The 23,890-nt window shown below is 64.0% G+C and carries 16 protein-coding genes; 12 read left to right on the plus strand and 4 right to left on the minus strand.

What is annotated here, in order from left to right; translation table 11 throughout:
• The first annotated feature begins 47 nt into the window (after window positions 1-47).
• Window positions 48-1,523 carry a methyl-accepting chemotaxis protein gene (locus tag ACXZ1M_RS15365; protein WP_459048563.1) on the plus strand — a complete coding sequence of 492 codons (1,476 nt, stop codon included), beginning with the start codon at window positions 48-50 and terminating at the stop codon, window positions 1,521-1,523.
• A 67-nt stretch (window positions 1,524-1,590) separates the two neighbouring features.
• Here the strand turns inward: ACXZ1M_RS15365 and ACXZ1M_RS15370 are convergent, their stop codons facing one another.
• Window positions 1,591-2,403, minus strand: coding sequence for a class I SAM-dependent methyltransferase (locus tag ACXZ1M_RS15370; protein ID WP_459048564.1), 813 nt, complete (start codon window positions 2,401-2,403; stop codon window positions 1,591-1,593).
• Window positions 2,404-2,747: 344 nt separating this feature from the next.
• On the opposite strand from ACXZ1M_RS15370, the gene ACXZ1M_RS15375 reads away from it, so the two are divergent.
• Genes ACXZ1M_RS15375 through ACXZ1M_RS15420 form a run of 10 tightly spaced genes read left to right on the plus strand, consistent with a single transcriptional unit; the run spans window position 2,748 to window position 16,185 of the window.
• Window positions 2,748-4,385 carry a TldD/PmbA family protein gene (locus ACXZ1M_RS15375; protein WP_459048565.1) on the plus strand — a complete coding sequence of 546 codons (1,638 nt, stop codon included), beginning with the start codon at window positions 2,748-2,750 and terminating at the stop codon, window positions 4,383-4,385.
• A gap of 18 nt (window positions 4,386-4,403) precedes the next feature.
• Complete coding sequence (locus tag ACXZ1M_RS15380) at window positions 4,404-5,741, plus strand: TldD/PmbA family protein (RefSeq protein ID WP_459048566.1); 1,338 nt, start codon at window positions 4,404-4,406, stop codon at window positions 5,739-5,741.
• Window positions 5,742-5,763: 22 nt separating this feature from the next.
• Window positions 5,764-7,401, plus strand: a complete 1,638-nt coding sequence (locus tag ACXZ1M_RS15385; protein WP_459048567.1) for a TldD/PmbA family protein — start codon at window positions 5,764-5,766, stop codon at window positions 7,399-7,401.
• Between the two features lie 3 nt (window positions 7,402-7,404).
• Complete coding sequence (locus ACXZ1M_RS15390; protein WP_459048568.1) at window positions 7,405-8,742, plus strand: TldD/PmbA family protein; 1,338 nt, start codon at window positions 7,405-7,407, stop codon at window positions 8,740-8,742.
• 16 nt (window positions 8,743-8,758) lie between these two features.
• Complete coding sequence (locus ACXZ1M_RS15395) at window positions 8,759-9,382, plus strand: DUF4159 domain-containing protein (protein WP_373990099.1); 624 nt, start codon at window positions 8,759-8,761, stop codon at window positions 9,380-9,382.
• 5 nt (window positions 9,383-9,387) lie between these two features.
• Window positions 9,388-10,389: an AAA family ATPase gene (locus ACXZ1M_RS15400; RefSeq protein ID WP_459048569.1), complete on the plus strand. Its 1,002-nt coding sequence runs from the start codon at window positions 9,388-9,390 to the stop codon at window positions 10,387-10,389.
• A 7-nt stretch (window positions 10,390-10,396) separates the two neighbouring features.
• Entirely contained in the window at window positions 10,397-11,350 is a 954-nt protein-coding gene (locus tag ACXZ1M_RS15405; protein WP_459048570.1) for a DUF58 domain-containing protein, read from the plus strand.
• On the plus strand, window positions 11,347-12,459 hold the full coding sequence (locus ACXZ1M_RS15410) for a BatA domain-containing protein (protein ID WP_459048571.1): 1,113 nt from the start codon (window positions 11,347-11,349) through the stop codon (window positions 12,457-12,459). The genes ACXZ1M_RS15405 and ACXZ1M_RS15410 overlap by 4 nt, the downstream gene beginning before the upstream one ends.
• On the plus strand, window positions 12,443-14,473 hold the full coding sequence (locus ACXZ1M_RS15415) for a DUF4175 family protein (RefSeq protein WP_459048572.1): 2,031 nt from the start codon (window positions 12,443-12,445) through the stop codon (window positions 14,471-14,473). Before ACXZ1M_RS15410 ends, ACXZ1M_RS15415 begins: the two co-directional genes overlap by 17 nt.
• The gene (locus ACXZ1M_RS15420) at window positions 14,470-16,185 is read left to right on the plus strand and encodes a hypothetical protein (protein ID WP_459048573.1); all 1,716 of its coding nucleotides are present in this window, start codon (window positions 14,470-14,472) and stop codon (window positions 16,183-16,185) included. Before ACXZ1M_RS15415 ends, ACXZ1M_RS15420 begins: the two co-directional genes overlap by 4 nt.
• Before the next feature lie 39 nt (window positions 16,186-16,224).
• Here ACXZ1M_RS15420 and ACXZ1M_RS15425 read toward each other — a convergent pair whose 3' ends face one another.
• Together ACXZ1M_RS15425 and ACXZ1M_RS15430 are read right to left on the minus strand one after the other, a co-directional pair.
• Entirely contained in the window at window positions 16,225-18,948 is a 2,724-nt protein-coding gene (locus tag ACXZ1M_RS15425) for a TonB-dependent receptor (RefSeq protein WP_459048574.1), read from the minus strand.
• A 194-nt stretch (window positions 18,949-19,142) separates the two neighbouring features.
• Entirely contained in the window at window positions 19,143-19,775 is a 633-nt protein-coding gene (locus ACXZ1M_RS15430) for a pyridoxamine 5'-phosphate oxidase family protein (protein ID WP_459048575.1), read from the minus strand.
• 83 nt (window positions 19,776-19,858) lie between these two features.
• Between ACXZ1M_RS15430 and pdxR the strand changes: the two genes are divergently transcribed.
• A complete protein-coding gene (pdxR, locus tag ACXZ1M_RS15435; RefSeq protein ID WP_459048576.1) occupies window positions 19,859-21,463 on the plus strand; it encodes a MocR-like pyridoxine biosynthesis transcription factor PdxR in 1,605 nt (534 codons plus the stop codon).
• Here pdxR and ACXZ1M_RS15440 read toward each other — a convergent pair.
• A complete protein-coding gene (locus tag ACXZ1M_RS15440) occupies window positions 21,411-23,846 on the minus strand; it encodes a TonB-dependent receptor plug domain-containing protein (protein ID WP_459048577.1) in 2,436 nt (811 codons plus the stop codon). The genes pdxR and ACXZ1M_RS15440 overlap by 53 nt on opposite strands.
• Between the last annotated feature and the right edge of the window lie 44 nt (window positions 23,847-23,890).

Raw genomic sequence — 23,890 nt, forward strand, 5'->3', positions numbered from 1 at the left:
TAGGTTCACAATGATTGGGAATCAATCTCCTCAAAAGGTGGCAGGCCATGTTCAGTCGAATGAAAATGGAGACCCGGCTGCACGCCGGGTTTGGCGTAATTGTGGCGCTGGTTGTGCTGCTGGGCGTGATCGCCTTTGCCAAGCTGACCTCCCTGCATGAGCATTGGACCGAGTTTGAAGACGTCACGCTGGCGCGCAAGAACGCGGTGCTGGAGGGCGTGACCGCGCACGGCCGCGCCGTGCGCCTGTTCAAGAACTACATCCTGCGCGGGCCTGACAGCAACGTGCAGTTCCGCGCCGAACTGGCGCTGATCGAGAAGGAGATGGCGGCGTACCGCGACGCCGGGCCGCTGACGGCTTCGGAGCAGGCGCTGCTGGCCGAAGTGCAGGCCGGCGTCAAAAGCTATGACCACAGCATGTCCGAGCTGGAGGGCATGCGCGAGAAGGGCATGACGGCGCTGGAGATGGACAAGAACATCAAGGGCGCCGACGAAGCCATCGCCTCCGCATTCCGCAAGCTGCTGAAGGTGAACGCGGACGAAACGCAGCGCGAGTCGGCCGCCATGACCGAGGTGACCGACTCCGCCAAGCGCATGATACTGGCGGTGGACCTGGTGATCGCGCTATTCGGCTGTGTGCTGGCGTTCTGGCTGGCGCGCAGCCTGTCGGGCATCGTGCGCGAAGTGCAGATGGTGGTGGGCAGCCTGTCGGGCGCCTCGCAGGAAGTGAGCGCCACGGCGCAGTCGCTGTCGCAGGCGTCGAGCGAGCAGGCGGCCGGCGTGGAAGAAACCAGCGCCTCGATCGAGCAGATGACGGCGTCGATCGCGCAGAACACCGAGAACGCCAAGATCACCGACGGCATCGCCACCCAGGCGGCGCTGGAGGCGGCGCGCGGCGGCGAGGTGGTGAAGGCGACGGCGACGGCCATGAAGCAGATCGCCGGCAAGATCGGCATCATCGACGATATCGCTTACCAGACCAACTTGTTGGCCTTGAACGCGGCGATCGAAGCGGCGCGCGCGGGCGAGCATGGCAAGGGTTTCGCGGTGGTGGCGGCCGAGGTGCGCAAGCTGGCCGAGCGCAGCCAGGTGGCGGCGCAGGAGATCAGTGAAGTGGCGGCCGACAGCGTGAAGCTGGCGGAGCAGGCCGGCGCGATGTTCGATCAATTGGCGCCGAATATACGCAAGACGTCGGAGCTGGTGCAGGAGATCACGGCGGCGTCGGAGGAGCAGAGTTCCGGCGTGCGGCAGATTAATAGCGCGGTGGTGCAGCTAAGCGAGACCACGCAGGTGAATGCGGCCAGTTCGGAAGAGTTGGCGGCGACGGCGGAAGAGATGAGTGCGCAGGCCGAGCAGCTGCGGCGCTTGATGGCGGTGTTCAAGCAGTATGTGGTGGAGGAGGGGCCGAGGGTGGTGGCGCGACGGTCGTCGGCGCCACACCCCGGCGCCGGCGGCCGCGCGGCGCGCAATCTCGGGTTGATCGCGGAGGGAACTCCGGACGAAACCAAATTTACGCGCTTCTAACCCGCACTACGACAGAGGGGGCGGACCCCGCACGGGGTCCGACCCCGCGACGGACCGAAGTGCGGGTTCAGGGTTTGACGAATTTGAGCGTCATGCGGTCGCTCTCGCCGATCGCCTGATACTTCGCCTTGTCCTCATCCTTGTTGGTCAAGGTCGGCGGCAGTGCCCACACGCCGTTCTTGTGATCTGCCGTGTCCTTCGGGTTGGCGTTCACCTCCGACTTCGCGGCCAGCTTGAAGCCCGCCGCCTCGGCCAGCTTGATCACATACTGCTCGTGCATATAGCCGCTGCTGGCCTCCGCATCCTGCGTCTTCGACGCCGGCAGGCGGTGCTCTTCGATGCCCAGCACGCCGCCCGGTTTCAGCACCGTGTACAGGCTGCCGAACAATTCCTTCATCTTCTCCGGACCCAGCGGAATCCAGTTGTGGATATTGCGGAAGGTGACCACCATGTCGACGCTGTTCGGCGGCGCCATCTCATATTTGCGGCCCGGCGAGAACACGCCGATCGCCACCTTGTTGTACACCTCAGGCTTGGCGCTCAGGCGCGCCAGCCAGCGCTCGGCCGACTTGCGTTCGTTCTCGTTCGGCGAGGCCAGGTCGCTGCCGCCGGTAATCAGCTTGCCGTTGTTGCGCAGGTAGGGCGCCAGGATCTCCGTGTACCAGCCGCCGCCCGGCGCCAGTTCCACCACCGTCATGTTCGGCTTGATGCCGAAGAAGTTCAGCGTTTCATACGGGTGACGATAGACGTCGCGTTTCACATTGTCCGGCGTGCGGCCAGGCGCGGCGATAGCCGCTTTCAGCGCATCGTCGGCCAGTGCGGCGCCGGTCGCGCCGAACAGCATCGTGGTGGCCAGTGCGGCCAGTACGTATCGTTTCATGCACAGTCTCCTGAGTGTTGGATCGGAGCGACGCATCCGCGCGCCCTGCGCGATCATCGGGCAAGCTTGTCAACAGGTCAAGTGAAATGAAAGTCCGCGCACCCATGCAGTGCGCGGACGCCCTGCGGACACTCGGCGGACACCGGATCGGACACTTTGGGCACTTAAAACAGACACTTGCACAACGTTAGTAGATGGCATACATTTTGCAATCAGCACGAAGCGGCAAAAATTATTCTGATGTAACGTAAAGTAACAAGCATTATCATTTTAGATAGAGCAATAAAAGCAAATAAAAAGCAGAACCACCTGGGCGGCTGGCCCACAACAACGTTGGAGAGAATATGGAACGACGTGCATTCCTCAATATCAGTAGTCTGGCTATGGGCACGATGCTGCTGCCCTCGTTCGGGCGCGCAATCGCCGCCGAAGAACTGCTCAAGCCGGTGGATGTAAAGTTCAAGAAGGCCCTGGCGGACACCGCCATGTCGGCCGCCACCCAGGCCGGCGCGTCGTACTGCGACGTGCGCATCGGCCGCTACCTGAACCAGTTCCTCACCACGCGCGACCTCAACGTTGAGAACGTGGTCAACACGGAATCGGCCGGTGTCGGCGTGCGCGTGATCGCCGGCGGCGCCTACGGCTTTGCCGCCACCAACGACATGACGCCGGACGGCGTGGCCGGCGCCGCGCGCCAGGCCGTCGCCATCGCCAAGGCCAACGCCAAGCTGCAAACCGAACCGCTGATCCTGGCGCCGGTCAAAGGCGTGGGCGAAGTCTCGTGGGCCACGCCGATCACCAAGGACTGGCGCACCGTCGCCATCAAGGAAAAGGCCGAGCTGCTGATCGCCGCCAACAAGGCCGGCATGGACGGCGGCGCCAGCTTCATGCAGTCCTTGCTGTTCCAGGTCAACCAGCAGAAGTACTTCGCTTCCACCGACGGCTCCTACATCGACCAGGACATCCATCGCCTGTGGATGCCGTTCTTCGCCACCGCCGTGGACCAGAAAGAGAACAAGTTCCGCACCCGCCAGGGCCTGTCGGCGCCGGTCGGCATGGGTTACGAATATCTCGACGCGCGTCCCGAGCACAAGCTGCAGGCGGCCGGCGGCGTGACCACGCTGTACACCAAGTCCTACGATTTGATCGAAGATGCGCGCCTGGCCGGCAAGCAGGCCAAGGCCAAGCTGAAAGCCAAGTCGGTCGAACCGGGCAAGTACGACCTGGTGCTGACGCCGGAACACCTGTGGCTGACCATTCACGAATCCGTCGGCCACCCGACCGAACTCGATCGCGTGCTGGGCTACGAGGCCAACTACGCCGGCACCAGCTTCGCCACGCTCGATAAATGGCAGACCAAGAAGTTCAAGTACGGCTCGGACCTGGTCAACATCGAAGCCGACAAGACCCGTCCCGGTTCGCTGGGCGCGGTCGGCTACGACGACGAAGGCGTCAAGTGCAAGAACTGGGACATCATCAAGGACGGCATCCTGGTCAACTACCAGGCCACGCGCGACCAGGCCCACATCATCGGCGAGAAGGAATCGCACGGCTGCTCGTATGCGGACAACTGGGCCAATGTGCAGTTCCAGCGTATGCCGAACGTTTCGCTCAAGGCCGGCAAGAAGAAGATGACGCCGGACGAAATGATCAAGGACGTCAAGAAGGGTATCTACATCGTCGGCGACGGTTCCTTCTCGATCGACCAGCAACGCTACAACTTCCAGTTCGGCGGCCAGCTGTTCTACGAAATCAAGAACGGCAAGATCGGCCAGCAGCTGGAGGACGTGGCTTACCAGTCCAACACCCAGGAGTTCTGGAACGCCTGCGTGGGTATTTGCGATGAGCGCGATTGGCGCATGGGCGGTTCCTTCTTCGACGGTAAAGGCCAGCCGCCGCAAGTGTCCATCGTGTCGCACGGCGCGTCCACCACGCGCTTCAACGGCATCAACGTTATCAACACCGCCCGCAAAATCGGCTAAGCCCTGGAGAGAGAAAAGATGAAATTCCTGAGTCAAGAAGAGACCAAGCGCATCAGCGATAAAGTGCTGGCGCTGACCAAGGCCGACCAGTGCGAAGTCACCATCAACGGTAGCCGCAAGGGCAATATCCGCTATGCGCGCAACGCCGTGTCGACCGCCGGCTTGATCGAAGATACGCAGCTGGTGGTCTCCGTCGCTTTCGGTAAAAAGCAGGGCACCGCCACGGTCAATGAGTTCGACGAGAAGTCGCTGGAAAAAGCCGTGCGCCGCGCGGAAGACCTGGCCCGCCTGGCGCCGGAAAATCCGGAGTTCATGCCGACGCCGACCAAGCAAGAGTACAAGTCCACCGAGACCTTCTTCCAGAAGACCGCCGACATCGATCCTGAATTCCGCGCCCAGGTGGCGGCCTACAGCATCGAGAACAGCAAGAAGAACAAGCTGGTGGCGGCAGGCTTCTTCACCGACGGCACCTCGTTCACCTCGATCGCCAACTCGAACGGCGTGTTCGGCTACCAGAAGGATACGGGCCTGGACTTCACGCTGACCGTGCGCACCGAAGACGGCCGTGGTTCGGGCTGGGTCAAGCGCAGCGTGGGCGACGCCGGCAAGTTCGATGCGCGCGCCGCATCCGATATCGCCATCGAGAAGGCGCTGCGTTCGGTCGATGCGAAAGCGCTGGAGCCGGGCCGCTACACCGTGATCCTGGAGCCGGCCGCCACCTCGGACGTGCTGGCGTATATGTTCAACGCCTTCGACGCGCGTTCGGCCGATGAAGGCCGCAGCTTCCTGTCGAAAAAAGGCGGCGGCAATCGCATGGGCGAGAAGCTGTTCGACGAGCAGGTCAACATCTGGACCGACCCATGGGACAAGGATGTGGCGGTGCTGCCGTTCGATGCGCAAACCATGCTGGCGCGCGAACGCCAGGACATCATCAAGAACGGCAAGATCGCGTCGCTCGGCTACTCGCCATACTGGGCCAAGAAGATGAACCAGCGCGCCATCGGCTCGCCGGGCAACATCATCATGGCCGGCACCAACAAGTCGACCGAAGAGCTGATCGCCAACACCAAGAAGGGCATCCTGGTCACCCGCACCTGGTATATCCGCATGGTGGACCCGCAATCGCTGCTGCTCACCGGCTTGACCCGCGACGGCACCTTCTACATCGAGAACGGCAAGATCAAGCATCCGATCAAGAACTTCCGCTTCAACGAAAGCCCGGTGACGATGTTGAACAATATCGACGAAATCGGCAAGCCGGAAATTCTGTCGGGTGACGAGTCGCAGTTCCAGTTGCTGGTGCCGGCCATGAAGGTCCGCGACTTCAACTTCACGTCGTTGTCGGACGCGGTGTAAACGTTTTTTTCAGGAGTTAAAAGTGGAACGTCGTTCATTTCTAAAAGTAGGCGCCATGTATGGCAGCAGCCTGCTGGTGCCGGTCTTCGGCAACGCCATCGCAGCTGAAGAGCTGCTCAACCCCATGGCTGTGCAGTTCAAGAAGTCGCTGGCCGACGCCGCCATGAACGCGGCCACCAAGGCCGGTGCCACGTATTGCGACGTGCGCATCGGCCGCTACCTGAACCAGTTCATCACCACGCGTGATTTGAACGTGGAAGATATCGTCAATACCGAATCGTCGGGCGTGGGCGTGCGCGTGATCGCCGGCGGCGCCTACGGTTTCTGCTCGACCAACGTCATGACCCTGGACTCGGTGGCGGACGCCGCGCGCCAGGCGGTGGCCATCGCCAAGGCCAACGCCCGCCTGCAGGGCGAGCCGGTGGTGCTGGCGCCGGTGAAGGGCGTGGGCGAAGTGGCATGGGCCACGCCGTTCAAGAAGGACTGGCGCGCCGTGCCGATCGCCGAGAAGGCCGAGCTGCTGATCGCCGCCAACAAGGCCGGCATGGATGCGGGTGCGAACTTCATGCGCTCCATGCTGTTCCAGGTGAACCAGCAGAAGTACTTCGCCTCCACCGACGGTTCCTACATCGACCAGGACATCCATCGTCTGTGGTCGCCGTTCACCGCCACGGCGGTGGACAAGGCCAGCGGCAAGTTCCGCACGCGCGATGGTTTGTCGTCGCCGGCCAGCATGGGCTATGAATTCTTCGACTGCAAACCGGAGAACCGCGTCAAGGCGGCAGGCGGCGTGACCACGCTGTACAAGGGCGCCTACGATCTGATCGAAGATGCGCGCGCGGCGGGCCGCCAGTCGCGCGAGAAGCTGACCGCGAAAACGGTCGAACCGGGCAAGTACGATCTGGTGCTGTCGCCGGAACACCTGTTCCTGACCATCCACGAGTCGGTCGGCCACGCCACCGAACTCGATCGCGTGCTGGGTTACGAGGCCAATTACGCCGGCACCAGCTTCGCCACGCTGGACAAGTGGAAGACCAAGAATTTCAAATACGGTTCGGACCTGGTCAACATCGTCGCCGACAAGACCACGCCGGCCTCGCTCGGCCTGGTGGCCTACGACGATGAAGGCGTGGCCGCCAAGCGCTGGGATCTGATCCGCAACGGCATTCTGGTCAACTACCAGGCCACGCGCGACCAGGCGGCCATGATTGGCGAGAAGGAATCGCACGGTTGCTCGTATGCGGACAGCTGGAGCAGCGTGCAGTTCCAGCGCATGCCCAACGTGTCGCTGGAAGCGGGCAAGAAGAAGCTGACGCCGGACGAGATGGTCAAGGACATCAAGAAGGGCATCTACATCCTGGGTCGCGGTTCGTACTCGATCGACCAGCAGCGCTACAACTTCCAGTTCGGCGGCCAGCTGTACTTCGAAATCAAGAACGGCAAGATCGTCAACCAGCTGGAAGACGTGGCCTATCAGTCGAACACCCAGGAATTCTGGAACGCCTGCACGGCGCTGTGCGATGAACGCGACTGGCGCATGGGCGGCTCCTTCTTCGACGGCAAGGGCCAGCCTAGCCAGGTCAGCGCGGTGTCGCACGGTTCGCCGACGACGCGCTTCAGCGGCATCAACGTGATCAACACTGCCCGCAAGATTGGATAAAACATGAAGATGCTGTCACAGGAAGAAGCCAAGCGGATTTGCGACAAGGTGATGTCGCTGTCCAAGGCCGACGAGTGCCGGGTACAGATCAACGGCAGCCGCAATGGCAATATCCGCTATGCGCGCAACGAGGTCTCCACGGCGGGCATGATCGAGAACACCCAGCTGACCGTGAGCGTCGCTTTCGGCAAGAAGCAGGGCACGGCAACCATCAATGAGTTCGATGAGAAGTCGCTGGAAAATGTGGTACGCCGCGCGGAAGACGTGGCCCGCCTGGCGCCGGAGAATCCGGAGTTCCTGGCGGCGATCAAGAAGCAGGATTTCAAGCCGTCCAACACCTACAGCGCGGCCACCGCCGCCATCGATCCCGAGTACCGCGCGGAAGTGGCTGCGGCCAGTATCAACTCGGCCAAGAAGCAGGGCTTGATCGCTGCGGGCTTCTTCAGCGACACCACCGGTTTTGAAACCGTGGCGAATTCGAACGGCGTGTTCGGCTACCAGACCTTGAGCAATCTCGGTTTCACCGTCACCACCCGCACCGAAGATGGTCGCGGCTCCGGCTGGGTAACCCGTTCCGCCAACGATGCGCGCAAGTTCGATGCGCGCGAAGCGTCCGAGATCGCCATCGAGAAGGCGGTGAAATCGGTCGAGGCCAAGGCACTGGAACCGGGCCGCTACACCGTGATCCTGGAGCCGGCGGCGACGTCGGAGATCATCGGCCGCATGTTCGGCGCCTTCGATGCTCGCCAGGCCGACGAGGGCCGCAGCTTCCTGTCGAAGAAGGGCGGCGGCAATCGCCTGGGCGAGAAGCTGTTCGATGAGCAGGTCAATATCTGGGCCGATCCGTGGAACGAGGAAGTGCCGGTGCTGCCGTGGGATAACCAGGCCATGCTGGCGCGCGAGCGCCAGGACGTGATCAAGGGCGGCAAGGTAGCCTCGCTCGATTACACGCGCTTCTGGGCCGAGAAGCAGGGCCAGCGCGCCACGGGCCGGCACGGCAATATGATCATGGCCGGCGGCGGCAAGAGCACCGAGGAGCTGATCGCTTCGACCAAGAAGGGCATCCTGGTGACGCGCACCTGGTACATCCGCATGGTGGACCCGCAATCGCTGCTGCTCACCGGCCTGACGCGTGACGGCACTTTCTATATCGAGAACGGCAAGATCAAGCATCCGGTGAAGAACTTCCGCTTCAACGAAAGCCCGGTGACGATGCTGAACAATATCGATGAACTGGGCAAGCCGGTGCGCATCGGCGGCGATGAGGTGCGCTACCAGATGCTGATTCCGGCGATGAAGGTGCGCGACTTCAACTTCACGTCGCTGTCGGACGCGGTATAAGGATTAAGGTAACCGCGTGGCCTCATACGATTTCTATTTCACGCGCCTGACTTACGAGTCGGGCGACTGGGATGTGGATGTCCGCATGCCCAGCAACGTGCTCAATTCGCTGGTCGAATACACGACCTTGCGGGTCGATCCCGTTGAGCGCATCGTCGCGCTGTCCGATCCGAAGATGCTGGAGGCGCCGTTCTGCTATTTCGCCGGCCACAAGCTGGTGCAGTTCACGGCGGCCGAACGCAAGAACCTGGAGCGCTACATCAAGGGCGGCGGCTTCTTGTTCGTGGACGACTGCAATCACGACATCGACGGGCTGTTCGCGAAATCGTTCGAGGCTGAAATCGCCCGTATCTTCGGGCCGAAGGCGCTGCACAAGATCCCCAACAACCATCCGATTTATTCGAGCTTCTTCAAGTTCGAGGACGGACCGCCGAATACCGGCGTGGAGCTGAACGGCTGGGGCGACGACCTGGTGCACGACTACCTGAAGGCGGTCGAGGTGGGTGGCCGCGTGCGGCTTTTGTACAGCAACAAGGACTACGGCTGCGAGTGGGACTATGACTTTCGCAACAAGCGTTTTCTCGCGGTCGACAATACCCGCTTTGCGGTCAATATCATTCAATATGCGTTGGGAGCGTAGTTATTATGGCTGATGGTGCAATCGCCTGGAGCGAACAAGAAATCGGTGCGTTGACGGCCAAGGTGAAGGCGCTGAAGGCCAGCATGTCGCGCGTGATTATCGGTCAGGAGAATGTGATCGATTCGCTGATCATCTGCCTGCTGGCCGGCGGCCACGCGCTGGTGGAAGGCGTGCCGGGACTGGGCAAGACGCTGCTGGTGAAGTCGCTGTCGCAGGCCACGGAGCTGGACTTCCATCGCGTGCAGTTCACGCCGGACCTGATGCCGTCCGATATCGTCGGCACCGAAATCCTGGAAGAAGACCATGCGACGCGCAAGCGCGAGTTCCGCTTCCAGCAAGGGCCGGTGTTCACGCAGGTGCTGCTGGCCGACGAGATCAACCGCGCGCCGCCGAAGACGCAGTCGGCCTTGCTGGAGGCGATGCAGGAACGTTCGGTGACGTTCGCCGGCCAGACCCACAAGCTGCCCAAGCCTTTCTTTGTGCTGGCGACGCAGAATCCGATCGAGCAGGCGGGCACGTATCCGCTGCCGGAAGCGCAGCTGGACCGCTTCCTGCTGCGCATCGACGTGGTGTATCCGAGCGAGGAAGAGGAGATCGCCATGGTGTCCGCCACCACCAACGCGGGCCTGAAGGATGCCGAGCCGGTGATGGATGTGGCGACGCTGCTGCGCCTGCAGCAGCTGGTACGCGATATCGAGATCGGCGATCATCTGGTGGCGTATGCCACGCGCCTGGTGCGCGCCACGCGTCCGGCGCTGACCACGGTGCCGGCGGTGACCAAGCATATCGGCTGGGGTGCGGGTCCGCGCGCCGGCCAGGCGCTGGTGCTGGCGTCCAAGGCGCGTGCGCTGATGAAGGGCCGCTTGGCCGTCACGCGCGAGGATATCGGCGAGATGCTGCTGCCGGTGCTGGCGCACCGCGTGCTGCGCAACTTCGAGGCGGAAGCGGATGGCGTGGCGATTGCCGACATCCTGCAGGCGCTGCGCGAGCATATCCGCCCTGAATAAGCAGCCGATGCAGACTACCGCAAAGTCGCCCAAAGACGAGGCCGCTGGTGCGTCCAATGGCGTGTCGCCGGCCGGCGCCATGACGGCCATGATGGCCCGGACCAAGGATCTGGAGCTGGTGATCCGCCATGTGCTGGCGGGCCTGGGTCATGGCATCCATGCGGGCCGAGAGCGCGGCGCCGGCGTCGAGTTCTCGGAATACCGCGCCTATTCGCCCGGCGATGAATGGCGCCGCGTGGACTGGAAGCTGTTGGCCCGCGCCGACCGCTACTTCGTCCGCGAGGCGGAGCGCGACAGCCATGTGGCGACCTGGCTGGTGCTGGACGCCACCGCGTCGATGGCCGAACCAAGCCGCGAGATCAATGGCGTCGACAAGCTCTGGTTCGCGCGCACGGTGCTGGCCTGTGTGGCCGCCATCGCGCAGCGCCAGGGCGATGCCTTCGGCCTGGTGGTGTGCAGCGATGGCAAAGTCGATTTCACTCAGGCGTCGCGCGGGCCGCGCCAGTTGCAGCGCGTGCTGGCCGCCCTGTCGAAAGCAGAACCGCGAGGCGAGCTGCCAGCCGCCGATGTACTGCGCGCCAATCTGCACTTCGCCCGTTCGCCCAGCATGATCTTCGCCGCCAGCGATTTTCTCGACTGGCCGTCGCCGTTGAGCGAGGCCCTGCTACGGCTGCGCAATATGCGCCACGACGTGCGTTTGCTGACGTTGCGCACGCAGGCGGAAGTGGACGCCAGTTTCAAATCCGGTTCCGCGTATCGCGATCCGGAACAAGCCGACGGTCTGCACCGCATGAGCAATGCGGACCGCGAAATCTACAAGCAGCAAAGCCGCGCGCACTTTGATGGCGTGGTGGGCAGCTGCCGTCAAAACAACATCGTCCACTACGAGGCGCGCATCGAGCAGCCTTTGAGCGGCGTCTTGCGCAGCTGGCTGCAGCTGGTGGGAGCGCGGGCAAAATGATCTTGAGTTCCTATCCTTTGTGGTGGTTGGCGTTGCCGGTGCTGCTGCTGCCTGTGTGGTGGCATCGCCAGAAGCGCCAACGCCTGAAAGCCGAGCCGCTGGCGACGGCGCGCTTCCTGCCGTCGGCGACGCCGGAGCAGCTGCGCGTCTGGCAATGGCGCGACAAGGTGCTGCTGGTGCTGCGCTGCCTGATGCTGGTGGCGCTGATCGCCTGGCTGGCAGCCACCATCTTCCCCTGGCGCGGCGACACGGTGCTGGTGGATGCCGGCGCCGACAAGGCGTGGGCAGAAAAAGAAATCGCCGCCGCCGGCTTCGGCGCGGCCAGCCGCATGGACTTGCCGGCGGACGCGCTGCAATGGCTGCGCCAGAACGAACGCGATTGGCGCCCGGCCGCCAAACTGCTGATCATCGCCCGCGCCGACCAAATAGCCATGCCGCCCCGCGTGCCCCAATTCAGCCACCAATTAGAACTCCGCACCCAGCGGCCTGCCGCTGCGCGCATTACGCAGAACGCGTCGCCGCCCGGCTCACGCCCCGGCCCGGCCGCACAGCAAGCTTCGCCCGTCGGGCCGCAGGTCGCGCCGGTCGTGCTGGGCGTGCCGGCTGCGCGCAGTGGCGCGTGGCGTTCGTTGTTCGCTGCTTTCGACAGCGCCGGCACTAGCGCCGTCCGCTACACGCTCGCCGCCGAGCCGAACGCCGGCACCACGCTGATCGTCTGGGACACGCAGGACACCGCGCCGCCCGCGAACTGGCGCGCACCGCACTGGTGGATCGCCGCCACGCCAGCCGCCTTCCCCGAACTGGCGAAAGCCTCAACGCTGACCATCAACGGCATCACGCTGAAATACGCCGACTCCCCGCGCGGCCGCCTCTGGACCTCGGACGCCTTCCCGCCGCGCGACGCCGATACCGCCCGCGCGTTCTACGAAGCCTGGCAACTGCTGGCAGCCGCCCCCGCACCAGCCTACGCCCCGCCATCGCAAACCTTCGCCGCCGCCCGCAACACGCCGCCCGCCATCACCGACGCCAAGCCCGCCACCTGGCTCGCCCTGGCCTTGCTGGCCCTCTTCATGATCGAACGGATACTCACCCATGCCCGCCGCCACTGACCATCTGCGCGGCCGCCTCTGGAGCGCCATCCTGCGCCGCCGCGCACCGCATTGGCTGGCCGTCATCGCGCCGCTGGCGCTGGCCACCTACCTGCTGCCCGCCGCCCGCCCGGCCCTGGCCGCAGCCATCGCCATCAGCGCCGCCTGGATCATTGCAGACGCCTTCCGCTGGCACCACCGCATCGCCCAGCAATGGACTTCCTGGCTGAACGCCGCCATTCCGCAACTGGAAGACAGCAGCACCCTGCTGGCCGCAGAAGCCCACACGCCGATCGCCAAACTCCAGCAACAACGCCTGCAAACCCGCCTAGCCGAAGTACTGAGCGACGCCGACTACAACAGCATCGCCCGCAACCGCGCGCGATTCGCCATCCTGCCACTGGCACTCAGCCTGCTGACCGCCAGCAGCGCCGCCGCCTGGCAAGGCAAGCAAGCCGCACCCGCCGCACCTCCGCCAGCCGCACAAACCAACAAACCGATCGTCGACGGCGAAATCCACCTGCGCGTCACGCCACCGATCTACACTGGCGTAGCACCATTCGAAACCGGCGCTCGCGACATCCAGATCCCGCAATACTCGGAAGTCCGCTGGTGCATCAACAACCCGCAAGGCGCGCAGGCCGCCGTGGAGCTGGGCGACGGCCAAATGCTCCCCGTCACCGCAGACTGCGCGAAACTCCGCGTTGAAGACTCGCTGTTCTGGCGCGCACGCGGCACAGCCTCCAGCCGCTACAACATCCGCGTCACGCCAGACCAGGCGCCGCAAGTCACCATCGTCGAACCGACGGAACTGATCCACATGCTGGCCAAAGACGCCAAGACCGTGCAGCTCTCCGTCAGCGCAAAAGACGACTACGCCATCGTGCGCGCCAGCCTGCACATGACGCTCGCGCGCGGCAGCGGCGAGAACATCCGCTTCAGCGACAAGGAAGTGCCACTACCGCAATCGACCGATCCCAAATCGCGCAACTGGAAAAAGCAGTGGACGCTGGCGGAACTCGGCATGGAGCCCGGCGATGAGCTCTACTTCTTCGTCCGCGCTACCGACAACGCACCGAGCCCGCACACCGCTCAATCGCCAACCTACACGCTACGCCTGCCCGGCGCCGAAGCCGAAAGCCTGGAGTCGACCGCGCTGCCAACCATGGCCAAGCCGGAAAACCTGCGTAGCCAGCGCCAGATCATCATCGACACCGAACAGCTGGTGGCCGACCTGAAAGCGCACCCTGACATGCCACAAGCCACGCTGCGCAACCGCAGCGAAATCATCGCCTCCGACCAGGCCAAGCTGCGCCTGCGCTACGGCCAGTTCCTTGGCGAGGAATCGAGCCTGTTCGGCGAAGAAGAACACGGCCACGAAGAAAACCACGGCGCCGCCGAAAGGCCGGGCAGCGAAATCTCCGTCATGAAAGCCTTCGGCCACGCGCACGACATGGAAGACAACGCCACCATCTTCGACCCGCAGACAAAGGCCATATTGAAACGCGCCTTGTCCGCCATGTGGGACGCGGAAAAATCCCTGCGCGCCATCTCGCCCAAGCCCGCGCTGCCGCCCGAATACAAAGCGCTGGAAGCGATCAAGGAACTGCAATCGGCGGAACGCGTCTACCTGCACCGCACGGCCTTCGTGCCGCCTGCGCTGAAGGAAGAGAAGCGCATGACCGGCGATATCGTCGGCGCCATGAGCTACAAGCGCGCGCAAGGCGCGGCCAGCGACACGGTGCCGGCCGAAGTGCGCGAACTGGTGCAGGCGCTGTCGAATGACGGTCCGTTGCCGGCGTTGTGGAGCAAGGCCGCACGCGACACCATCGGCGCGCGCATCAGCGACCAGGAACAGAAACTCGGCGCGCAGCGCGCGGTACAGGATGTGCTGGACGGCTGCGTGCCATGCCGTGGCGAGTTGCGTGCCTGGTTGCGCGGCACGCTGGCGGATGCGCCGGTGCTGCTGCAGGCGCACCCTTCGGCGGATACGCCATTCGGCCGCGCATGGAATGGCAAGGAGCAGGCTAAATGATGATATCCACCGACTTCGCGGCCATCGCGCCACCCTTCGCAGCGATGGCCGCAGCGGCGGTGGCGACGGGCGCCGTCAGCGCGGCGTTCTACGGACGCAAGAAGAAATGGCTCAACGCGGCGTTGGTCGGCGCGGCCGGCGCTAGCCTGGCGCTGGCCATCGCCGACATCCGCATGCCCGCACCTGATGCCGGCCCGCTGGCCGTGAACACCGCAACCGGCCGCATTGGCGACGCCGAACGCATGGCGATTCCCGCCGCTACCGCCATCGCCCTGAGCGGCGACGGCGCGCGCGAGGTCGAGTGGCGCGATCTGCCCGCGCGTCCGCTGCAATGGCAACCGGCCGCTGCGGATTTGCTGTGGCTGGACTTCCCGCGCACGATGTCGCTCGGCCGCATCTTCACGCTCTCCGTGCGGCGCTCGCATGCGCCGGTAGCGGGGCAGGCGCTGGCTGGCTGGCGCTTGCAGCTGCTGGCGGAGAACAAGCAGGTACTGGCCGAATCCGGACCGTCGTCGGCCGCGCAGCTGTCGGTGCAGTGGTTGCCGCCAGTGGCGGAGGCCATGGTGCTGCAGGCGCGCTTGCTGGACGCCGCCGGCAAGACCATCGCACAAGGTCCGGTGCCGCTACAAGTGAACGAGCCTGTTCCCTTGCAGATACAGGGTCGCTTCGATGCACCGTCGTTCGATGCGCGCACCTTGAATCAGCTGTTGTCCGATGGCGGCGCGATCCTGGACTGGAATGTCACGCTGGGCAAGGCCATCACCCGTAGCGAGACCGCGCGCGAACCGTTGTCCGCACCGAATGCGATGTTTGTGGATGCGGCCTACGTGGAGCATCTGAGCCCGTCCGCCCGCAGCGCCCTAATGGCGCAGGCCGGGCGTGGCGTACCGCTGGTGGTCCTTGGCGCCAGTGCGGCGGATACGGGCGTGTGGCAACGTGACTTCGGTTTGTCGCTGCATCAGCAGTCGCCGACCACCGAGAAAGAGGACATGCGGCAGTTCGGTACCAGCATGGCCATGCCGCCCGCCGGTTTGAATCCGGCCGATAGCGCCGGCGGTCCATGGTCCGTGCTGGCCAGCGACAGCAGGAAGCGCCCGTGGATGTGGCAGCGCATCGTTGGACAGGGCCGCGTGGTGTGGATCGGCGTGGCCGACTGGCACAAGCATGCCATCAGCGAACCGCAGCAGCTCGCGCTGTGGTGGCAGGCCGCCATGGACCGCATTGCGTTGGACAGCGAATTAAAAACGGCGTGGAAGCTGAACGATCCGATGCCGGTGCCGGGATTGCGCACCGAAGTTTGCGCGCAGGGCGTGAAGACCGGTGCCGCGCTGACGGTGGAAGGGCAGTCGCCGCTGTTCATGCAGGCGCGCGCGGACAAGGCGGATGCGGTGTGCGCGGCGTTCTGGCCGCAGAAGGCTGGATGGATGAAGCTGACGGCCGAAGGGATGGCGCCGGCGATGGAGTATGTCTACGCGGCGAACGACTGGCCTGCGTGGCAGCGCGCCTTACGGCTTGAGGCTACGGCGCAGTACGCGGCACGTGCGGTACCGGTGACGGCAGCGGCAGGCACAAAGGCGGACGGCGAGGCCGCTGCAGCGGAGCGGCCGATACCGGCCACTCCGTTCGCGCTGCTGTTTGCCTTCTGCATGCTGGGCCTCTGGTATCGTGAACAAGGCGCTGAAAAAAGCCCTGCAAGCCAGTTGCAGGGCTAAAGCCGGCCCAGACTTCGTGCCGGCGTCCTTGGCCGGACTTTAGAACTTGTAGTTCAGCCCAAACAGGACAGTGCGTCCATACTTCGCATACTCCAGCTGACGATCCTTGCTGTTCGCATAGGTTTCATACGCTTCGTTGGTCAGGTTGTTCACCTGCAGCAGCACGCCCAGACCTTTGTATGCGCCTTCGTTGAAGGTGTAACCGATCTGGAAGTCGATCGGCTGATCGCCCACCACATAACGCAGCTGGCGGTCGCCGGCGAAGTTGCCGATCTCGCCCACGTAGTCCGAACGCTTGCGGGCGCTCACGCGGGTCGAGAAGCCCGACTTCTCGTAGTACAGCGTCACGTTGGTGACGTTGCGCGACAAGCCTGGCAGCTGGATCTTGCCGATGGTCGAATTGACTTCCTTGATGTCGATCGCGCTCTCGGTGTACGAGGTGCTGGCCAACACGCCGAAGCCGCTCAGCGCAGGCGTCAGCATGTCAAACGGCACCGATACCGACAGCTCCGCGCCCTTCAGCGTGCCGCCCTTGCCGTTGTACGAAGTGGTGTACTGGCCCATGTTGGTGATGGCGTTGGTGCCGGCCGTGAACTGCGAGAAGTCGCGTGTTTCCGAGAAGGTGTAGATGTAGGTGTCGAGCTTTTTATAGAAGCCAGCCAGCGCTACGTAGCCCTTCTTGGCGAAGTACTTTTCCCACGATACGTCGAAGGCCTTGGCGCGCCATGGATCGAGCCTGGTGTTGCCGCCGCTGCCGCTAGGAAGGCGGGTGCCGCTGTCGACGGTGAAGTTGAAGCCGGCGTTCAGCTGGTCGACGCGCGGACGGGCGATCTGCTTGGCCAGCGATACGCGCAGCGTCTGGTCGTTCGCCAGCCCGAAGGCCAGATTCAAACTAGGCAGCACATCGTTGTAGCTCTTGCCGTCGTGGGTAGGATGGGCCACGCCGCCGGCATCCGCATACAGCGAATCGGACGACTGGTCGGTGTGCACCAGTTGTGCGCCGACGTTACCGCGCAGCGTCACGCCGCCCAGGTCGGAGTCGATATTGGCGCGGGCGAAGCTGGTGGTGATCTTCTCGGTCACGTCCCATGCGCGGCTGATGGTGCCGGCATTGTTGGCCAGGTCGTAGTTGATCGGATCGAAGTACTTGGCGATCACCGCAGGAACGTTCCACGATGGGACCACGCCCGAACCGGCGAAGCCCAGGTCCACCGGCGCGTACAGCAGATCGCTGGAGATGGTCGGATTACCCTTGGCGAACAGCTGGCCCGAAGGCTGGCGCTTGGTCTTGGTGCGGTTGCTGTGATTGACGCCGACATCGAGGCTGTGCAGGTAGCTCTCCATCGCATCCGGCAGCGGCAGGGTGGCCACCAGCTTGAAGCTCTTCATGGTATCGACCAGGTGCGGTGCATAGGTGCTGCCGTAGCCGTAGATCGAGTTACCGGTGAACAGTTTGGTCGGATCGCTGTAATTCAGTTTGCCGGCGATGGTGGCGAAGTCGCCTGGTTTCCAGCCGACGGTCATCAGCGTGTCGTTGAAGGCGCCGCCGGTGGCGGTTTGCAGCTGCAGGTTGTTTTCGAGGTAGGTCTCGTCGCGCTTGGCCTGCGAGTAGTTGGCGTCGGCCAGCAGCGACCAGCTGCCGAAGTTGAAGCGGTTGGCCCAGCCGGCGGTGCGGATCTGGTCCTTGCGGTTGTTGTACTGGCCGCGCACCAGCGGGTAGGCGCCGGTGGCGGTGCCGCCCAGCAGCGTGCCGTTGGCGATGTTGACGCTGCTGTAGTTGAAGCCGATCGGGTTGTTGCTGCCGTTGTAGCCGCCCAGGTTTACTTCGAACTGGTTGTTGGTGTCGACCTGCTTGAATTCCGACGCGAAGACGTCGATGGTGCTGGTCCACATTTTCGATGGACGATATTCCAGTACACCGATCAGGCCAGTGCGTTTCAACACGCCGCTCTTCGCCAGCGACTTGACGCCGGCGGTGACGTAGGTGCCGGCCGGTACGCCCGATACGGCGCTCTGGTTGAATGGCTCATAGGTGCCGGTCTCGTTGTCGAGGATAGGCGATTCGAGGTGGGCCACGCCCAGCGCGATGCCGACCGTGCGATTCGCAAACTGGTCGATGTAGCTGGCGCTGACGCGGTGGCCGGTGTCCTTGGCGTTGGCGATTTTGCCGAGCGAGTTTTTCTCACCGCGCACGTTCAGCGAGAAGTTACGGCCGCTGAAGGCCAGCGGACGCACGGTCTGCATGTCGATGGTGCCGGACAGGCCTTGGCCGATCAGGCCCGCGTCCGGCGTTTTGTAGATGGTGACGGCGCTCAGCAGCTCGGACGGATACTGGTCGAATTCGACGCTGCGGTTGTCGCCGGTGCTGACCTGTTCGCGGCCGTTCAGCAGCGTGGTGGCGAAGTCCGGCGACAGGCCGCGAATCGAGATCACTTGTGCGCGGCCGGCGACGCGTTGCGCGGCCAGGCCAGGCAAGCGCGCGATCGATTCGGCGATCGAGACGTCCGGCAGTTTGCCGATGTCTTCGGCGGAGATGGTTTCAACGATGGAGGTCGCATCCTTCTTGACCGAGATCGCGTCTTCGATACCGCGACGGATGCCGGCCACCACCACGGTGGTTGGTGCATCGGCGGCTTGCGGAGCGCTGGCCGTTTGCGCGTGGACCGGCGCGGACAGGGCGGAAATCAGTACCGCGCAGGCGGCGGCGACAGGGCTGAGCGGGAGCGCGGCACGCAGGCCGCGCTCTTGTTGATTGAGCTGCATTGTAGTCTCCAGGGTGTAGTCGGTTTAGGCGCTCTTGCGACGCTTGAGACTCATCTTGTATTAAAACTAGAATGCCAGTCAAACAAAGTTTACGGTTTTGTTACGTGAAAACCGGTAAACTTGCCCTTGATGCGCTATGGCGATGATTAAAGTTGTATTTGTACTACAGACTAGATTAATGTTCTGTAGCTCAACTACATTTTTGACCAGGCCAGCACGTATGCCGGTGCCGGCAGCGTGCAGGCCGCATCCGGCTGCGCTGGGAGAGGTGTGCGGGCCCATGGCAGGACGCCGGCCCACACCGGCCAGGACAGGTCTTCCTCGTCGTCCTCGACGCCGCCGGAGCGGATCTTGCAGGCCGCTTCGGCCAGCGGGATGCGCAGCACGGTGGCGGCGGCGTATTCCTTGTCGGAGCCGGGACGGATCTCGGCCTGGCGGCCGGGCGCCAGTTTTTCCATGAGCGCTTCCATCGCGCTGCGTGCGGCGTCGCCTTCGACTGCTGCGAAGCGGCCGTAGATCATGGCCGAGCGGTAGTTCATGGAATGGTTGAACGCCGACCGCGCCAGCACCAGGCCGTCCACGTGCGTGATCGTCACGCAGCATTCGTTCTCCAGCAAGTGCTTGACCATGCGGCTGCCGTTGGAGCCGTGGATGTACAAGTGATCGCCTTCGCGCCAGCAGACGGTTGGTATGCAGTGCGCGCCCTTGCTGTCGCTGAAGGCGATGTGGCACAGGTAGGCGTCGTCGACGATGGCGTGCAGGGTGGCGGCGTCGTAGCGTGCATTGGTGGCGACGCGGCGGACGCGGGTGCGGTCGGTGGGGGACATGGATTCCTTTCGTAAAAGCGCAATATAATGAAATGCTGGTTCTATCAATAGATCCACGGATTGCTAATTTCATGGAGCCACGAATGGACTTTTCGGTGTTGATCGACGGCTATGCGGAACAGCATGGCCATCATGGTTGGCCGCGTCAGCGCATGCTGCACGAGTGCTTGCGCGCGGCGATCCGCAACGGCACGCTGGCGGCGGGCACGCGCCTGGCGGCTTCGCGCGCGCTGGCCGAGGAACTGGGCGTGGCGCGCAATACGGTGTTGTACGCGTACGAGCAGCTGGCAGGAGAAGGATTCGTGATCACCGACCGGCGCGGCACCGTGGTCGCGCCGATGGTGGCGATAGCCGCGAATGCGGCAAGCACGCGCGTGAATGCGGCTGCGGCTGCGGTGCGTGGCGCTACGCCTGACGCGTCGGCGCGCTCTACGGCGCTGCGCACTGCCGCGCCGACGGTGGGCCTCTCGCAGCGCATGAGCAATCTGCGGCCGTTGCCGGGACCGGCCGACCGCATGGGCGCCTTCGTGCCCGGCGTGCCGGCGCTGGAGCACTTTCCGATGACGCTGTGGCGCCGCATGATGGAGCGTGCCTTGCGGGCCATGACGGTGGTCCAGCTCAACTACGGCGACACCGCCGGCGAGCCGCAGCTGCGCACCGCGATTGCCGACCATCTGCGCGCCTCGCGCGGCGTCGCCTGCGAGGCCGGCCAGGTCTTCATCACCGACGGCACGCAGAGCAGCCTGGATCTCTGCATGCGCGCCCTGGCGGACGAGGGCGACACCATCTGGATCGAGAATCCCGGCTACGGCGGCGCCATGGCCGCAGCACGCGGCACCGGCCTGCTGGTCTCCGGCATCGACGTCGACGACGACGGCATGGCGCCGCAGCCGGCCGACTGGCTGCTACGCCCGCCACGCTTGATCTACACCACGCCCTCGCACCAATACCCCGTAGGCAGCGTTCTGAGCCTGCGCCGCCGCCTGGCGCTGATCGAAGACGCGCGCAACGCCGGCGCATTGATTATCGAAGACGATTACGACAGCGAATTCCGCCACGACGGCGCACCCCTGCACGCCATGCAGGGCCTGGCGCCCGACGCACCGGTGGTCTACCTGGGCACCTTCAGCAAGACCATGTTCCCCTCGCTGCGCATTGGCTTCGTGGTGGTGCCGGCCGCGCTGGCTGAACCGTTTGCACAGATGCGCGAACAGTCTTTCCCGCGCGGCCGCGTGGCCGAGCAACTGGCGTTGGCGGAGTTCCTGCAAAGCGGGCAATTCCTGCTGCACCTGCGCCGCATGCGTCGCCTGTACCGACAACGGCGCGACGCGCTGGTGGCGGCGCTGCAAACGCATCTGGGATCAATAGCGACGGTGCACGGCGGTTCGGCAGGCATGCACCTGTCGCTGCGCTTCAACGACGCGCGCATCGATGACACGGCGATTGTGCGGCAGGCGCAGGAGCGCGACATCGCCGTCAACGCGCTCAGCACGCACGATACACAAGGGGATTCGGGATGGAAGGGACTGATGCTCGGCTACGCACAAGTGCCGGCCGAGCAGATGGAGGAACTGGTCAAACAGTTGGCGGCGCTGATCCACCTTGCGGCCTACGCCGCCAACCGTTCAGGCCTGATTAAAACGCCGTATCAGCACGCACGTAGAACGAGCGGCCGTTCACGCCGATAGGGCAGGTTTCCCAGCAGCGGGTGAAGCCCAGTTTCGGGAAGTCGCCGCCGTTGGTCCACTCGTTAGGCACCTGGTTGAACAGGTTGTTCACGCCTACGCCCAGGAAGGTGCGCTTGCTGAAGGCATAGCGTACCGTGGTGTCCACCAACCAGCGCGCATCCCACTTCTGCAGAGGGCTGAAGCTCTCCGCATACACTTCGCCGTGGTAGTTGGCGCGCGCGTTCAGGTTCCATGGGCCGACGGTGTAGTCGGCAGCCACCACGTGGTGCTTGCGTGGCTGGCCGCGTTCGATCAGAGTTACCTGGGCTTGGTCGAACAGCTTCTCGCCGCTCAGCACCGAGGAAGTCGAATGGCGCTTGGTTACTTCGGTCTTGTTGAAGCCCAGTTGGCCCGACAGCACCAGGGTGGAGGCATCGAACTTGGTGGTGTGCTCGGCGACGATGTCCAGGCCACGGGTACGGGTATCGACCGCGTTGGTGAAGAACTGCGCCTGGCCCACGCCCAGCGGCTTCAGGATGTTGGCGATCGGGCCGCCGCCTGCTTCCGGTGCGATCTCGCTCGAGAACACGATGCGGTCCTTGATCTTGATCTGGTAGGCGTCGACGGTCAGCGAGGCGTTCTTCGCTGGGCGGAACACCACGCCGGCGCTGGCGCTGGTCGAGGTTTCTTCCTTCAACGGCTTGATGCCGAAGGCCTGGGTCACGGCGCTGCCCTGACGCGCGGTCAGGGTTTCGGTCAGCACGCCGTTATTCAGATTGGTCGACACGGAGCTGTAGAACTCCTGCTGCACGCTCGGTGCGCGGAAGCCGGTCGAGGCGCTGGCGCGGAAGCCTACTTCCTTGGTCGGGTCGAAGCGGGCGCTCAGCTTGCCGGTGACGGTGTCGCCGAAGTCCGAGTATTTTTCGTAGCGTACCGCGCCGGCCAGGGTCAGTTCCTGCACAGGCTTGGTTTCGGCATCGAGGAACAGGGCGATGTTGTGGCGGCCCGAATCCACGGCGGTGCCGGGGGTGTAGCCAGGGAAGCCCTGGATACCGGCGCTCGCGGTTGCGCCGCTAGGCGTCTTGATGATGATGGCCGGGTTGTTGGTGCGGCCGTACTGGTAGGAGATCGGATCGCCGGCGATGATCTGGTAGTTGTCCTGACGGTATTCGAAGCCGGTGGCCAGGGACACTTCGGTGCCGCCCAGTTGGACCGGGCCTTTGACGTCGGCGTTGAAGGTCAGCTGGTTGAACTTCAGCGTGCCGGTGTCGGCTTCGCGCGCCGATTCGGCGTAGATGCCGCCACCCGGTTTCGGCTCATACCAGTAGGAGACGTTCAAGCTGTCCGATTCGTGGAAGGCCAGTTCGCTGGCGCCGTAGTTGATGCTGATGTCGGCCTTCCAGGTGTCGGTCAGGTCGCGGCGGTAGCCGAAGGCGAACGAGGCATCCTTGATGTCGGTGCGGATCGCCGGCAGGAAGCCGTTCGGATACACGGCAGGCACGGTGCGGTCGTCGCCGGCCGAACGGAAGAAGCCGAAGGAGTCGCTCTTGCGCTTGGAGACGCCGCCGAAGGCGTAGAACTCGCTCTTGGCGTCGATCGGCAGCGCGCCGTTCCACCACAGGTAGGAGTCGCGGGTGTTGCTGTCGCCGATGTGCTGGGTCACGCGCGCTGGATTGGTGCGCAGCGAGTCCGGGCCGGCGCGGTTGGTTTCGCCGCGCTTGCGGGCTTCGGCCGTCAGGTTCAGGTAGCCGCCGTTTTCGCCCAGGGCGAAGCCGCGATTGACGCTGGCCGAATACAGGTCGCCGTCGCCTTCCGAGGTGGTGCCGTACTGGCCGCTCACGGAGGTCTCGCCGATGTTCGATTTCAGGACGATGTTGATCACGCCGGCGATCGCATCGGAACCGTATTGTGCGGCGGCGCCATCGCGCAGCACTTCGATGTGGTGGATGGCGGCCAGCGGAATGGCGTTGATGTCGGTACCGGCCGAACCGCGGCCAATGGTCTGCTGCACGTTGACCAGCGCCTGCTGGTGACGGCGCTTGCCGTTGATCAGCACCAGCACCTGGTCAGGGCCCAGCGAACGCAGGGTGGCCGGACGGATCGAGTCGGTGCCGTCGCTGATGAAGGTGGTGGAGAAGTTGAACGACGGGTCCAGCGTTTGCAGCAGCTTGCCCAGCTCCAGTGGGCCGGCGGTCTGCAGGTCTTTCAGGCCGATCAGGCCCACCGGCGACGAGGTGTCCAGCGCGGTTTTGGCGACCGAGCGCGAGCCCAGAACCACCACGGTTTGTTGATCTTCGGCTTTGGCGCTGCTGTCGGTAGACGATTGCGCAAAAGCGCTTTGCGCAGCCAACAGCAGGATAGCGCTGGCCAGCAAGGTGCGTTTGAATTGAGGTGCTCTTTGCATTGATTTTCTCTCTTGGTATTGTGAAGACGGCCAGCGGGGTAGGG

Source organism: Duganella paludis (assembly GCF_054461335.1).

Excerpts from the sequence above, each read along its gene's own strand:
- ACXZ1M_RS15365 (WP_459048563.1), top strand. The coding sequence starts at position 48 with ATGTTCAGTCGAATGAAAATGGAGACCCGGCTGCACGCCGGGTTTGGC.
- ACXZ1M_RS15390 (WP_459048568.1), top strand. The coding sequence starts at position 7,405 with ATGAAGATGCTGTCACAGGAAGAAGCCAAGCGGATTTGCGACAAGGTG.
- ACXZ1M_RS15425 (WP_459048574.1), bottom strand. The coding sequence starts at position 18,948 with ATGCAGCTCAATCAACAAGAGCGCGGCCTGCGTGCCGCGCTCCCGCTC.
- ACXZ1M_RS15370 (WP_459048564.1), bottom strand. The coding sequence starts at position 2,403 with ATGAAACGATACGTACTGGCCGCACTGGCCACCACGATGCTGTTCGGC.
- ACXZ1M_RS15440 (WP_459048577.1), bottom strand. The coding sequence starts at position 23,846 with ATGCAAAGAGCACCTCAATTCAAACGCACCTTGCTGGCCAGCGCTATC.
- ACXZ1M_RS15415 (WP_459048572.1), top strand. The coding sequence starts at position 12,443 with ATGCCCGCCGCCACTGACCATCTGCGCGGCCGCCTCTGGAGCGCCATC.
- ACXZ1M_RS15410 (WP_459048571.1), top strand. The coding sequence starts at position 11,347 with ATGATCTTGAGTTCCTATCCTTTGTGGTGGTTGGCGTTGCCGGTGCTG.
- ACXZ1M_RS15405 (WP_459048570.1), top strand. The coding sequence starts at position 10,397 with ATGCAGACTACCGCAAAGTCGCCCAAAGACGAGGCCGCTGGTGCGTCC.
- pdxR (WP_459048576.1), top strand. The coding sequence starts at position 19,859 with ATGGACTTTTCGGTGTTGATCGACGGCTATGCGGAACAGCATGGCCAT.
- ACXZ1M_RS15420 (WP_459048573.1), top strand. The coding sequence starts at position 14,470 with ATGATGATATCCACCGACTTCGCGGCCATCGCGCCACCCTTCGCAGCG.
- ACXZ1M_RS15375 (WP_459048565.1), top strand. The coding sequence starts at position 2,748 with ATGGAACGACGTGCATTCCTCAATATCAGTAGTCTGGCTATGGGCACG.
- ACXZ1M_RS15380 (WP_459048566.1), top strand. The coding sequence starts at position 4,404 with ATGAAATTCCTGAGTCAAGAAGAGACCAAGCGCATCAGCGATAAAGTG.
- ACXZ1M_RS15400 (WP_459048569.1), top strand. The coding sequence starts at position 9,388 with ATGGCTGATGGTGCAATCGCCTGGAGCGAACAAGAAATCGGTGCGTTG.
- ACXZ1M_RS15430 (WP_459048575.1), bottom strand. The coding sequence starts at position 19,775 with ATGTCCCCCACCGACCGCACCCGCGTCCGCCGCGTCGCCACCAATGCA.